The organism is Pseudomonas ogarae (genome assembly GCF_014268695.2).
Taxonomy (GTDB): Bacteria; Pseudomonadota; Gammaproteobacteria; order Pseudomonadales; family Pseudomonadaceae; genus Aquipseudomonas; species Aquipseudomonas kilonensis.
Window position 1 is genome coordinate 4,551,856 of the sequence record NZ_CP077086.1, and the last position, 13,738, is coordinate 4,565,593.

12 protein-coding genes are annotated in these 13,738 nt (G+C 63.6%); all 12 read left to right on the top strand.

All coding sequences use genetic code 11. The features are described 5' to 3' along the window. Positions 1 to 289 precede the first annotated feature (289 nt). From HU749_RS19855 to HU749_RS19910, 12 genes are read left to right on the top strand one after another with little or no spacing between them, the layout of a single operon-like run. Positions 290 to 1,654 carry a UDP-glucose dehydrogenase family protein gene (locus tag HU749_RS19855; protein ID WP_186651522.1) on the top strand — a complete coding sequence of 455 codons (1,365 nt, stop codon included), beginning with the start codon at positions 290 to 292 and terminating at the stop codon, positions 1,652 to 1,654. Further along, the gene (locus HU749_RS19860; RefSeq protein WP_186651524.1) at positions 1,651 to 2,709 is read left to right on the top strand and encodes an NAD-dependent epimerase; all 1,059 of its coding nucleotides are present in this window, start codon (positions 1,651 to 1,653) and stop codon (positions 2,707 to 2,709) included. The genes HU749_RS19855 and HU749_RS19860 overlap by 4 nt, the downstream gene beginning before the upstream one ends. Then, entirely contained in the window at positions 2,706 to 3,452 is a 747-nt protein-coding gene (locus HU749_RS19865) for a sugar transferase (RefSeq protein ID WP_046063510.1), read from the top strand. Before HU749_RS19860 ends, HU749_RS19865 begins: the two co-directional genes overlap by 4 nt. Continuing rightward, entirely contained in the window at positions 3,453 to 4,097 is a 645-nt protein-coding gene (locus HU749_RS19870; protein WP_095963363.1) for a CpsD/CapB family tyrosine-protein kinase, read from the top strand. Positions 4,098 to 4,117: 20 nt separating this feature from the next. Beyond that, positions 4,118 to 5,140 carry a polysaccharide biosynthesis/export family protein gene (locus HU749_RS19875; protein WP_046063509.1) on the top strand — a complete coding sequence of 341 codons (1,023 nt, stop codon included), beginning with the start codon at positions 4,118 to 4,120 and terminating at the stop codon, positions 5,138 to 5,140. Positions 5,141 to 5,157: 17 nt separating this feature from the next. Continuing rightward, positions 5,158 to 6,750, top strand: coding sequence for a GumC family protein (locus HU749_RS19880; RefSeq protein ID WP_186651526.1), 1,593 nt, complete (start codon positions 5,158 to 5,160; stop codon positions 6,748 to 6,750). Beyond that, entirely contained in the window at positions 6,747 to 7,850 is a 1,104-nt protein-coding gene (locus HU749_RS19885) for a glycosyltransferase family 4 protein (RefSeq protein WP_095963364.1), read from the top strand. The genes HU749_RS19880 and HU749_RS19885 overlap by 4 nt, the downstream gene beginning before the upstream one ends. Continuing rightward, the gene (locus tag HU749_RS19890; protein ID WP_095963365.1) at positions 7,847 to 9,217 is read left to right on the top strand and encodes an O-antigen ligase family protein; all 1,371 of its coding nucleotides are present in this window, start codon (positions 7,847 to 7,849) and stop codon (positions 9,215 to 9,217) included. Before HU749_RS19885 ends, HU749_RS19890 begins: the two co-directional genes overlap by 4 nt. Then, positions 9,214 to 10,173, top strand: coding sequence for a glycosyltransferase (locus HU749_RS19895; protein WP_095963366.1), 960 nt, complete (start codon positions 9,214 to 9,216; stop codon positions 10,171 to 10,173). The genes HU749_RS19890 and HU749_RS19895 overlap by 4 nt, the downstream gene beginning before the upstream one ends. Further along, positions 10,166 to 11,302: a glycosyltransferase family 2 protein gene (locus tag HU749_RS19900; RefSeq protein WP_095963367.1), complete on the top strand. Its 1,137-nt coding sequence runs from the start codon at positions 10,166 to 10,168 to the stop codon at positions 11,300 to 11,302. Before HU749_RS19895 ends, HU749_RS19900 begins: the two co-directional genes overlap by 8 nt. Positions 11,303 to 11,314: 12 nt before the next feature. Then, positions 11,315 to 12,319, top strand: a complete 1,005-nt coding sequence (locus HU749_RS19905; RefSeq protein ID WP_095963368.1) for a polysaccharide deacetylase family protein — start codon at positions 11,315 to 11,317, stop codon at positions 12,317 to 12,319. Beyond that, positions 12,316 to 13,620 carry a lipopolysaccharide biosynthesis protein gene (locus tag HU749_RS19910; RefSeq protein WP_095963369.1) on the top strand — a complete coding sequence of 435 codons (1,305 nt, stop codon included), beginning with the start codon at positions 12,316 to 12,318 and terminating at the stop codon, positions 13,618 to 13,620. The genes HU749_RS19905 and HU749_RS19910 overlap by 4 nt, the downstream gene beginning before the upstream one ends. Positions 13,621 to 13,738: the final 118 nt, after the last annotated feature.

The following is a 13,738-nucleotide window of genomic DNA, read 5'->3' on the forward strand; positions in this document are numbered from 1 at the left end:
GAACCATGCGTCAAAAAAAAGTTACCCCAAAAATGACACGAAATGCCGTCACAAAATGTAAAAAACTATGGATTACTACCGTTTATCGCTTTGTCAAATTCCCGTAAGACCCAATAAAACAGCCACTTTACTAAGACAGTCAAGGACTTGATATCAAAAGGCCCGATTTCACTTGAATTGCCAACACTGACAACTGTCATTTTGCTGACACGCTTTTCTGAAGCTGCGCTATACCCCTCTAAACAGTTTCATCCGAGTTACATCATTCGGTCTGCGAGGCGCGCCAAAAATGGACGTGAGCGTATTTGGTACGGGGTATGTGGGATTGATCCAGGCGGCCGCAATGGCCGACGTCGGACACCGCGTTTTGTGCATCGACATCGACCCGAAAAAAATCCAGCAACTGCAACAAGCCGTACCCACCATCAGCGAGCCGGGGCTGTCCAGCTTGCTCGAAGACAACATCAAGGCCGGACGCTTGTCGTTCAGCTCCCAGGCCAGCGACGCGGTCAATCATGGCGAGCTGATTTTCATCGCCGTCGGCACCCCCGCCGATGAAGACGGCTCGGCCGACCTGAGCCATGTGCTGGCCGTCACCCGGCAGATCGCCGACTTCATGGACAGCGACCGCACCCTGGTCATCAAGTCCACGGTGCCGGTGGGCACCGCCGACAAGGTCGCCGAATGCGCTCGCCAGGCGTTGGCGCGGCGAGGCCTGAAACAGCTGAACGTGCGCGTGGTGTCCAACCCCGAGTTTCTCAAGGAAGGCAGTGCGCTGGCCGATTGCATGCGCCCGGACCGGATCATCGTCGGCACCGCCGACCCGCTGGCCCGCGACCAGATGACGGAGCTCTACGCGCCCTTTTGCCGCAACCACGAAAAACTGATGTTCATGGACAACCGCAGCGCCGAACTGACCAAGTACGCTGCCAACGCCATGCTCGCCACCCGCATCAGCTTCATGAACGAACTGGCCAACCTCACCGAACGGCTGGGCGCCGACATCGAAGCGGTGCGCAAAGGCATCGGCTCGGACCCACGCATCGGTTATCACTTCATCTACCCCGGCTGCGGTTTCGGCGGCTCGTGCTTCCCCAAGGACCTGCGGGCCCTGCTGCACACCGCCGAGCAAAGCGGCATGCCACTGCGCCTGCTGCGCAGCGTCACCGACGTCAACGACAGCCAGCGGCACATCCTCTTCGAGAAACTGACGAAACAATTCCAGGAGGGCCTGGCCGGCAAGTCGATTGCCATCTGGGGCCTGGCGTTCAAGCCCAACACCGATGACATGCGTGAAGCCCCCAGCCGCTACCTGATGGAAGCGCTGTGGCGCGAAGGCGCCCGGGTCCAGGCCTACGACCCGGAAGCCATGTCCGAATGCCGGCGCCTCTACGGCTATCGCAAGGACCTGAACCTCTGCGCCACCCGCGACGACACCCTGGAAGATGCCGACGCCCTGGTGATCTGCACCGAGTGGAAGAATTTTCGCGTGGTGGACTTCGACCTGCTGGCCAGCAAGTTGCGCGCCCGGGTGATCATCGATGGCCGCAACCTGTACAACCCCGAACACCTGGCCGCCGCCGGGTTGCTGTATCGCGGTATCGGCCTGCGGCACACCGTGCCGGGCACCCCGGCATCAGGGCCGCAAGCGTGAACATCCTGGTCACCGGCGCAGCCGGCTTCATCGGCGCCCACGTCGTGCTGCGACTGCTGCGCGACGGCCATCGGGTGTGCGGGCTGGACAATTTCAACGACTACTACGACCCGCAGCTCAAGCACGACCGCGTGGCCTGGGTGCACGAGAAGGCTGGCGAATTCCCCTTGGCGCGAATCGACCTGGCCGACGCACCGGCCATCGATGAACTGTTCCAGACTCGGCGCCCGGACGTCGTGATTCACCTCGCGGCCCAGGCCGGCGTGCGCTACTCCCTGGAAAACCCGCAGGCCTATGTCGACAGCAACATCACCGGGTTCCTGAACATCCTGGAAAACTGCCGCCGCTATCCGGTCAAGCATCTGATCTACGCCTCCTCAAGCTCGGTATACGGCGCCAACTCGCGCACGCCTTATTCGGTGCAGGACAACGTCGACCATCCGCTGTCGCTGTACGCGGCCAGCAAAAAAGCCAACGAACTGATGGCCCACAGCTACAGCCACCTGTTCGGCATTCCCTGCACCGGCCTGCGCTTCTTCACGGTGTACGGCCCTTGGGGCCGGCCGGACATGTCGCCGATCCAGTTTGCCCGCGCCATCGCCGAAGACCACGTGCTGCAGCTGTTCAACCACGGCGAACACCAACGCGACTTCACCTACATCGACGACATCGTCGAAAGCATCGCCCGCCTGATCGAACGTGCGCCCCAGGTCACGCCACTGTTGGATCACGAACAACCGGACCCGGCCACCAGCCGCGCGCCCTGGCGGATCTACAACATCGGCGGGCAGCACCCGGTGGCGCTGCGCACCTATGTCGAGCTGTTGGAAAAACACCTGGGCCGAACCGCCCGCATCGAATTGCTGCCCCTGCAAGCGGGGGATGTGCTCAACACCTGCGCCGATGCCAGCGACCTGGCACGGGCCACCGGCTTCAAGCCGTGTATCGAACTGGACGACGGCCTGGGTCGTTTCATCCAGTGGTTCCTCGATTACTACGCAGTACCCATCGCCCATACGCCGTTCGCGGCTGAAGTTCAGCGGAGGAGTCTATGACCCGACATGAGCAAGTCATCGAGATCAACGCCCCGGGACGCGACAAACGTGTCGATCCCGACCACCGCAGGCGCCTGGACGCGGCCATCCACCGCCAGGGCCGTGGTTGGTTGACCGGTCGCGACGGCGGCCGGCCCTGGACAGTCTCGCGCACCAACCGCGTAGTGGCCTGCCTCGGTGCACTGGCGATCCTGCTGCTGTTCTGCCCGCTGCTGCTGGGCCTGGCGCTGCTGGTCAAGCTCTCCAGCCCCGGTCCCGTGCTGTTCGTGCAAAAGCGCACCGGGTATCGCGGTCGGGTCTTCGGCATGTACAAGTTCCGCACCATGGTTGCCGACGCAGAGGCTCTCAAAGAGTCGCTGCGCCACCTCAACAAACACGGCGCCGATGCCATCGACTTCAAGATCGACAACGATCCGCGCATCACGCCCATCGGCCGGTTCCTGCGACGAAGCAGCCTCGATGAACTGCCGAACCTGATCAATGTAGTGACCGGCGACATGCGCCTGGTGGGCCCGCGGCCGACCTCGTTCAACGCCTATCGCTACAAGGACAACCATCTTGTGCGCCTGAGCATCTACCCCGGCATGACCGGCCTTTGGCAGATCTCCGGGCGCAGCAATATCGACTTCGACCAGCGCGTGGAATTGGACCTCAGCTATATCGCTGAACAGAGCCTGTGGCTGGATTTGAAGATCCTGATGATTACCCCCTTCAAAGTTTTCAGCGGCCACGGAGCGAGTTAAATGGACGGTTCAACCAATATCCTGACCATAGCAAGCCCGAGCGAGACCAACCTGACCTCGACCGTGCTCGACCCTTCCCTGCGGATCCTGCTCTTGACGGCCGCCAACACCGGTACCGGCACCAGCACCAGCGCGATGGCGCTGGCCGCTCAACTGGCGCAGATGAGCAACGGTCGCGTGCTGCTGGTGGATGCCAGCCAGTCACCGCGCAACCTCAGCCAGCAACTGTCGTTGCACAAGGAGCGCGGTTTCACCGACCTGTTGTTCAACAGCCTCGCCCCGCCCTTGTTGCAGGACTGCGTGGTGCAGGCGTCCAGCCTGCCCTTCGACGTGCTGCCCCACGGGCGCCTGGGCCGCAATACCGAGCACCTGAGCCCCGAGCGACTGCGCCCGCTGTTCAGGCAACTGGCGGCGCAGTACCGCTTTGTGGTGATCGACGCCGACGCAGTGTATTCGGCCAGCGACACGCTGGTGCTCAGCACCCAGGTAGACGGCGTGGTGCTGGTGGTGCGCGGTGAAGACACCCGCTGGGAAGTGGCCCAGGCCGCTCGCCAACGCCTGTCCCAGGCCGGCGCGAAGGTGGTGGGCAGCGTGTTCAACCGCCGCAAGTACTACATGCCCAAGTGGCTCTACAACAACCTGTAAGCCTGCAAAAGGATGACGAGATGAACGCCAGAATGCTTGTCCTGCTGTTGCTGCCGCTTGCCGGTTGCTCCAGTACCAGTGATACCCGCTCGATGCCGGTGCAGATCCTCACGGCTGCGCCGGCCAATGCCCAGGCCACCGACATGCCGAAGGTCGAACAGACCTTGCGGCCCCAGGATGTGCTGGATGTGATCTTCCACATCGGCACGACCTCCTCCCAGGCATATCGAGTGCAACCGGGCGACCAGGTTGCCCTGAACTTCACCGCCGCCAGCCAGCTCAATGGCACGCAACAAGTGATGCCCGACGGCACCATCGAACTGCCGGGCGCCAACACTTCGGTGAAAGTCGCCGGGTTGACCACCGACGAGGCGCGCCTGGCGGTGCAGCGTGCCTATGACCAGAAGATGCTGTTCCAACCCAATCGCAACCAATTGACCGTCCTGGTGACCAGCCCGCTCTCCGGCGAGGCGAACCTGCGCAACACCCTGACCCACCCGGCCACGGGCATGAGTCGGGAAATCATCGTGGGCCGGGATGGCTACGCCAGCTTCCCGGAAATTGGCTCGGTGCCGTTGCAAGGCATGACCGTCACCCAGCTGGAGACCTTCCTCAACGAGCGCTACGCCCAACTGCCCGGCCACATGACCGTGGATGTGCTGCTCAAGTCCACCGCCGGCAACGAGATCTATGTACTCGGTGAAGTGGCCCAACCCGGCGCCTATGCGATCCGCCGGCCGATCTCGGTTCTCGAAGCCCTGACCCTGGCCCGTGGCACGAACGTCAAGGCCCGGCTCGACTCGGTGATGATCATGCGCCGCAACGGCAACCAGGTCGAAGCCCGTCACTACGACGTGGAAAAGGCCTTGAGCGGCGACGCCTCGCAGATCGCCTACCTGCAGCCGGAGGACATGTTGTACGTGCCCAAGACCGGACTGGCCAAAGCCGGCGAAACGGCCAGGCAACTGGCCGACGTAGTGCTGTTCCAGGGCGTCGGGTTCGGCTTCGGCTACCGCGTCGACAACAAAGGCAGCGACAACTGAAACTCAGGTGACCGATCATGAACCCCAAGGAAAATTATCTGCACGAGTTTTTCAGGATCTTCTTCGCCAACAAGCAGTGGGTGAAGCGCGTTTTCCTGATCTTCGCCGTGATCGCCCTGGTGCTGCCGTTGATGCTCAAGCAGAGCTTCGATATCACCGCCCAGGTGATTGTCCAGTCGAAAAAACTCTCCCAGGGCGACGCCACCACGTCGCTGAACCAAGAGAACGCCACCTTCATCCCGCCATCCCTGGCGGACATGGAAACCGAGAGCAATATCCTGCGCTCGCCGGCGTTGATCCGACAGACCATCAGCACCCTGCGCGACCAGGGCGAATACACCCCAAGCCCCGGCATTTTTAACAAATGGGTGAGCGAACCGCTCAAGCGCTACATCACCCAACCACTGCGCGAGTACGTCATCAACCCGCTGCGCGACGGCCTGGGGCTAGAGGTCGATCCGGTGCGCGACACGATGCTCGACACACTGACAGACAAGGCCATCGAAAACCTGAAAATCGAGACCCTGCCCGGCTCCAACGTCATCTCCATCGTCTACAGTTTCGGCGACCCGGCCCAAGGCACCCGGTTCGTGGCGCAACTGCTGCAGAACTACCTCAGCAGCCGCCAGGACCTGCAATCGATCGAAATGCCGCAGACGTTCTATGAGCAGAAGAAAGCCCAATACCAGACCCGTCTCGACGGCCTGGAAGGCACCCGCCTGGGGCTGCTGGAAAACATCGGTTCGTCCGACCCCAAGGAAGAAATCACCTTCCGCCTGAACGCCATCAACACCGAAGAACAGGCCCTGAACCTGTACCAGGATCGCCTGCTGCAAAGCCAACGCTGGCTCGATTACCTCAAGACCAGTCTCGCCGCAGCGAACAGCTCGCGGTTCAACGACTACACCTTCCCGTTCACCTTCACCACCACCGTGGACAACATTGCCTTCGAAGACCGGGAAATCAGGCAACTGGGCGAGCAACTGACCAGCCAGGTCAGCCGCTACATGAATGACCTGGCGATCTTCCAGCCCGGCAGCGAACCGATGCTGCTGGCCCGGGAGCAGATCATCCGCACACGCCAGCAGTTCCTGAAAGTGGTGAACAACCGCATCCAGGAGCGCACCACCGACCTGGCGGTGGTCAGTTCGGTGATCAATCAGAAGATCGAGCGTATCGCCACCTTCAAGGAGCGCATCCACCAGTTGCAGGAAACCCAAAGCAAGCTGCGGCAGATGGACACCGAGATCAACGCTCTGCATGCGGCGTTCTCCACCTATGCCCAGCGTTTCGCCGAAGCCAGCACTGCGCGCTCGCTGGACACAGACCTGTCCAACGCGCGGGTCCTGAGCCCGCCGTTCGAACCGACCGCCCCGGCCTTTCCCAAGCCGATGTTGATCATTGTCTTCGGCATGTTCAGCGGCCTGCTGCTGGCGATCGCCCTGGTCTATGTGCGTGAGTTCTTCGACCATCGCTTCAAGCACCCAGCGCAAATCACCCAGCAATTGGATGTGCCGGTACTGTTGGTGATCAACGAACAGTCCCCCGACCAGGTCAACCCGCACCGCAACTGGAGCCTGCCCAGCCTTGTCCATTGGGTGCGAAATTGAACGCGCCGTTCGGCCCGACCCGCCACAGCAGCCCCCTGTCGATCATTCATCTGCTCGACAGCGGCGGCTTCTACGGGGCCGAGCGGATGCTGCTCGATCATTGCCTGGCGACGCCCGGGCAGCACCAGGTGCTGTTCCTGGCGGCGCCACCGACCTTGATCACGCGTTTTCGCCAGGCCGGGGTCGATTGCCGTCATTGCGCCAGTTGGGCCGAGCTGTTGCAGCACCTGCTCCAGCGCCGGGACGAACGACCGCTGATCAACACCCACAACTTCAAGGGGCTGCTGTTCGGCTGGTCCGCCGCCACGCTGCTGCGCCTGCCGCTGGTGATCACCCAGCATGGCTTCACGCCGCGCAGCCCCAAGCAGCGTTTCTATACCTGGCTGAGCCTGCAACTGTGCCGCACCGCCTCGGTCAAGCGGGTCGTCTGCGTGGCCGAGAGCATCGCCACCCTGCATCGCCGGGCCAGCGTGCGGGCGGAAAAACTCGACGTCATCCCCAATGGCCTGCCAGCGGCCAGTACGCCGTTGGCCCATCGCGCCGACAAGCAACGCTGGCGGGTCGGCTACGTCGGCCGCTTGAGCAGCGAGAAAGGTCCAGACCTGTTTCTCGACGCCATGATCCCACTGTGCCAGAAGCATGCATCGCTGCATGCGGTGATGCTCGGCGACGGCCCGGAACGCCAGGCGCTGCTCAAGCGCATCACCGATGCCGGACTGCCCACGCGCATCGAATTGCCCGGCTACCAGACCGACATGAACGCCTGGTGGAGTCGCCTCGACGCCCTGGTGATCAGCTCACGCACCGAAGGCACGCCGATGATTCTGCTCGAAGCCATGCAGGCCGGCGTGCCGGTGGTGGCGTTCGGCGTCGGCGGCATTCCCGACGTGTTGCAGGACCGCCATAACGGCCTGCTCGCGGCACCGGCCGACAGCGCGGAACTGGCGGCGCAGATCGAAACGCTGTTCAGCGAACCGCCCCTGGCGCGGATCCTGGCCGACAACGCGCGCCGCACCCAACGGGACCGCTACGACCTGCGCACGCTGGCCGAACGCTGGTCGCAGCTTTACATCCGCACGGCACGGGAGGCTCGCTCATGATTGTCCCGCTCTCGATCATCAGTCTGCTGGGCCTGGTGTGCCTGGCTTTACTCGCCAGCCCGTATCCGTTCCTGGCGCCGGGCGCGGTGTTCGGCCTGGTCGGCGTTGCCGTGCTGTACCGCAAGCCCATGTGGGGCCTGCTGGGCATTGCCGCCCTGGTGCCGTTCGAAGGCCTGTTCAAGGACAGCGCCTTTTCCGGCAGCAAATTCTTTGGCCTGGCGCTGATCATGATCCTGCTGTTGCAGTTGGCCCTGCACCAGATTCCCGGGACGCGCCTGCGCAGCAATATCTGGCGACCGCTGATCGGCTTCATGCTGCTGTACGGCCTGAGCCTGTTGCTGTCGGAGAACATGGGCCTGTCCACGACCCATTTTCGCGAGCTGACGGTGGGGTTGATCCTGTTCGTGATCACCTTGCTGATCGGTCGTGAATTGAACCTGGACCTGTTCTGCCGACTGATGACCTTGAGCGTCACCACCACCTGCGTGCTGGCGATGTTTTCGGCCAAGTACCAGGACCAGGGGCGTGCGTCCGGCCTGCTGGAGGACCCGAACACCTTCGCCCTGCTGATCGCCTTTACCGTGCCGCTGGCGTTGCTGCTGGTGGTGCGCGGCCCCAGCTTGCTGCACCGGTTGTTCTGGGGAGGTTGTTTCATCCTGCTGCTGGGCGGCATGACCAAGACCGAATCGCGCTCGGGGCTGGTGGTGTTGATGCTAAGCCTGATGATCGGCCTGTATCACTACCGCGCACAGTTGCCACGTATCCGCCCCCGGCACCTGGGCTTCGCCATGCTTGGGCTGGCATTGCTGATTCCCTTGGCAATCGCCGTGATGCCGGCCGGCTATGTCGCGCGCATCCAGTCATTGAGCATCCTCAGTGCCGGCGCCAGCGCCCACCAGGACGAATCCCTGGGCCGCCGTGCTTCGTACATCCTGGTCGGCAGCCAGATGATCCGAGAGAACCCGATACTCGGCTCCGGCCCCGGGACCTTTCCCCTGCACTACGCGCCCACCGGCTATGCCAAGGCGTTCTCAGCCAACCGCAAACTGAGTGACCTGTATCGCCGGGCCCATAACACCTACCTGGAAATCTTCAGCGAAATAGGCATCCCGGCCGGGCTGATGTTCGTCGCCATGATCGGCCTTGGCCTGTACAACCTGCTACACGCCCGTCGGCTCTGGCTGCAGCGGCGGGACTGGGCGCAGGCGGACCTGCTGACGCACCTGGGCATGAGTTTCCTCTCGCTGGCGTTGTTCCTGATGTTCCTCAGTGCGCCTAACCACAAGTTGCTGTGGATCATGCTCGCCCTCACCAGTGTGTTGCGCTACGACGCCGAGCAGGCCGCGCCCCAGGAGGCTCGTCCATGAGCTGCGTCAGCATTGTCATCCCGATGTACAACGAGGCCCGGCACATCGGCCGTACGCTGCAAGCGGCGCAGGAAGCCGCCCGCCAGGCAGGCCTGGCATGTGAATTGATCGTGGTGGACAACGGCTCCGACGACCACGGCCCGCGCATCGCCAACGAGTTGGGGGCACGGGTGTTGATCGTGCCAGGCGTGCACATCGGCGCCCTGCGCAACCGCGGTGCCGCCGCCGCCCAGGGTGACTGGCTGGCGTTCATCGATGCCGACATCGAAATGCCGGCCGACTGGCTCACGCTGCTGCTGGAGCTCGAAGGTCACCAGGGCGACGTACTCGGCCTGGACCTCGACACGCCCCGGCAGGCGCCGTGGTTCGCCGAAGCCTGGCAGCGCCGCAGCCAACGCCCGGGGTCACGCCTCCTGCATCGGGTGCAGTGGCTGCCCAGTGCCAACCTGTTGATGCGTCGCAGCTGGTTCGAACGGGTCGGTGGCTTCGACGAAACCCTGCGCACTGGCGAAGACAAGGACTTCTCCTGGCGCCTGCGCCAGGCCGACGCGCAATTGCTGCTGGTCAACGAAAGCGTGGCCCTGCACTGGGGCTACGAAGGCAGTTGGCGCGAGTGGATGAGCAAGGAACTGTGGCGCCAGGGCAGCCATCTGCAACTGCTCCGCAGCCATGGCCCGAGCCTGCGCCTGCTGCGCTTCCCGGCGCTGTCCGTAGGCGCCTGGGGCTTGGACCTGCTGGCCCTGCTCGCGTTGCTCCAGGGGCAGTTGCACCTGGCACTGACGCTGTTGCTGGTCACCGCCCTGCCTCCCTTGTTCCTGAGCCTGCGCCAGAGCCGGCGCGAGCCGCGCCTGACCTTGCAATTGTGGGCCTTGCATGGGGTGCGCCTGCACCTGACCGGCGCCGCACTGCTGCTCAATCTGTGTCATTGGAATGCCAGGAGACCTGCCCGTGGCTGAATTCATTTATTGGTCGTGCCTGTTGCTGCCGGTGTACGCCTACCTCGGTTACCCCTTGATGTTGAGCCTGCTGGTGCCGCTGTTTCCGCTGCGGCGCTACGGCAAGGCGTTGCCGATGGACGTGAGCATCGTCATTGCCGCCCACAACGAGGCGCGGCACATCGAAGAGAAGTTGCGCACCTTGCTGGCCCAGGACTATCGGGCCCATTCGCTGCAAATCATCCTCGCCAGCGACGGCTCCACCGACGACACGGTGGCCTGCGCACGCAAGGTGATCGACCCGCGCATCAGCGTGCTCGACCTGCCGCGCCAGGGCAAGGCCGCCGCCCTCAATACCGGTGTCGCCCACAGCAGCGGCGAGATCCTGGTGTTCACCGACGCCGATAACCAATGGGCTGGCGATACCCTCGGCCATCTGCTGGCGCCCTTGGGCGATCCGGAAGTCGGCGCCTGTGCCGGGCACATGGAAATCCCGGTGCCGGGCAAGGGCCTGAGCCTGGGCGACAGCCTGTATCGTCATTACGAAGGCTGGTTGCGTCGAGTGGAGAGCCGCACCGGTTGCATGGTCTCGGCCGACGGCGCGCTGTTGGCCCTGCGCCGGGGGCTGTTCCAACCGATACCGGCCCAGGTCAACGATGACTTTTTCCTCAGCACCTGCGCGCCGGCCGCCGGCAAGTCCATCGTCTATGCCCCCCTGGCCCGGGTGACCGACCAGGGCGTGGACGAAGCCGACAAGCAGTTTCGCCGTCGCCAGCGGGTCACCGTCGGCGGGTTGCAGAGCCTGGCCCAGCGCCGGGCGTTGCTCAACCCGCTGCGTCATGGGCTCTACGCCATCGGGCTGATCAGCCACAAGTTGATCCGCCGCCTGGCGCCGGTGTTGCTGCTGCCACTGTTGCTGAGCAACGTCTGGCTGTGGAACGACCATCCGTTCTATCGCCTGAGCCTGGTGGCGCAATTGCTCGGTTACGCCATGGCGCTGATCGGTTTGATGGACGTGCGCCACCGCTTGCCCCGGCCCTTTCGCCTGGCCGCATTCGTGCTGGTGACGCTGGCGGGCATGAGCATCGGGCTCTGGCAGTTCCTGCGGGGCCAGCGCTACAGCCAATGGAACCCCGAGCAGAACCGCTGAGGAGAAGGGCCGATGTCGATCAAACAAGTCTTCAAGCGCACCGGCGGCTGGCTCTACCTGAACACGTCCCTGGGTCGCCATCCCCTGCGTGGCGCCGGCGTGATCCTGATGCTTCATCGCGTGTTGAATAACGACCGTGCCGCCGAACTGCCCCATCGCAACGAGTTGTGCGTGGGGCCCGAAGCGTTTGAACATTTGCTGATCTGGCTGCAACGGCATTTCGAGTGCGTGCCGCTGATGAGCTTGTTGCTGGCCGACCCTGAAAGCGTTCCGAACCGCCCGCGGGTGGCCCTGACTTTCGACGACGGTTGGCGCGACAACGCCATGAATGCCTTTCCGTTGCTGCGCCAGTACCAGGTGCCGGCGAGTATTTTCCTCTCCACCGATTTCATCGGCAGCCGCCAGCACTTCTGGTGGGAAAGCATCGGCGAAACCCTCTGGGGCAGCCATGGCCAGGTGGCGCGGCGCACATTGATCGAGCACTTGCAGCTCGTCGGTCGACCGTTGCCGGTGCTGCTCGATGACATCGACGACGAGCGCCGCAGCCTGGCGCTGCTGCATTACCTGCAAAGCCTCAAGAGCCTCGATGCACACACGTTGAGCGACCTCACCGACGCCTGCCCACAGGGTTCCCAGCCCCAGGCCCTGGACTGGACCCAGGTGCGCATGCTCGAAGACTCCGGCCTGATCCGCTTTGGCCCCCATGGCGCCAGCCACGCGATCCTGACCGGGCTGGACGACCAGCGCCTGCACGAAGAACTGACGCGCAGTTGGATCGCCCTGGAAAACGGCTGCGCCCACCCCTTGCCGGTGTATTGCTACCCCAACGGCGATAACGATGAGCGCGTGCGCCAACAGGTGGCGGCCCACGGTTTTGCCTTCGCCCTCGGTACCGAGGCGGGGCTGTATCGCAACGACGGCGACCCCTTGAACGTGCCACGTTTCGGCGTCAGCCAACACAATGCCCATCACCCTGAATTACTGGCCTGGCGCATTCGCCGAGGGGCACGCCCATGAGCCGCGCTCATTACCTCAAGCATCTGGCGCTGAGCATGGGCACGCGCCTGGCGATGATCAGCCTGCGCCTGCTGCGCAATGTGCTGCTGGCGCGAATTCTCGGGCCCAGCGAACGTGGGCTGTTTGCCTTGCTCAGCACCCTGCCGGACCTGATCAGCGCCTTCACCAGCGGTGGCCTGAATTCCGCCGTGGGTTATCAGGCGGCGCAGCAGCGCTCGATGGGTCTGTTGCTCAGCCAGGTGCTGGTCTTCGGCTGCCTGCTAGCCGGGCTGCTGACCTTGGTGGTGGTGGCGCTGGTGCGCGAGTTCGGCGGCGAACTGGACATCGCCATGCAATTGGGATTGCTCGCCTGGCTGTTGTTGCTGGCCGTGCCGTTGACCGTGCTCAAGAGCGGCCTGCTGACACTGCACAACGCCTCCGGTGGCGTGGGTGCCTTCAATGCCTTGCGCCTGATGGAATCCCTGGCGCCGCTGCTGCTGTTCCTGGTGTTGTTCTGGATGTGGAAAGATGCCGCCCTGGAAGCGGCGCTGATCAGTTGGCTGGCGGGCCTGAGCCTGGTGGTGCTGGCCGGTTGGATGTGGTTGCGCCGCGATCATGTGGTCACTCTGCGCTGGGATCGCACCCATCAGAACGAACTGCTGCGCTACGGCGCCCGCAGCCATCCGGACTTGTTGTTCCAGCAAATGCTGCTGCGCTCGGACTTCCTGTTCATCGGTGCCCTGCTGGGCAGCACGGCCCTGGGTCACTACGCCATGGCCAGCGCCGCCGCCGAACTGCTGCTGATCGTGCCGGAGGCCGTCACCACGCCGCTGATGAAACGCCTGTTGCAGCAGGACCGCGACATGCAGCGCCTGACGCCATTGGCCTTGCGCCTGACCGCCACGGTGATGCTCGGCGCCTGCCTGAGCATGGCGCTGATCGGCCAATGGCTGATCGTCACCTTGTTTGGCGCCGCCTACCAGCCGGCGTATCCCGCCTTGCTGGCGCTGCTGCCGGGGCTGTTCGGGCTGTGCTACGCGAGCATCCTGCGCCTGGACCTGCTGGGCAAGGACCGACCCGGCACGGTTTCGCTGCTGATGGGCGGGGGGGCGCTGCTGAACCTGGCGCTGAACCTGATCCTGATTCCCCGCTACGGCATCGTCGGGGCCGCCGCTGCGTCGTCAATCGCCTACCTGGGCGTGACCCTGGCGCTGCTGGCCATGTACTGCCGCCTCAGCGGCGTAGCGCTGTGGCAGACACTGATCATCCTGCCCAGTGACTTGCTGCCGATGCGCAAAATGCTGCTTGGAAAATCGGCATGAGTGCAGTTGCCAGCCAAACCGCCATCGCGAGCAAGCTCGCTCCCACAGGGGGTGGTGGCGACCTTGTGAGAGCGCCGAATCAGCTTGCAGTGAAGGTGGATGTGCCGCCGTCTTCGCG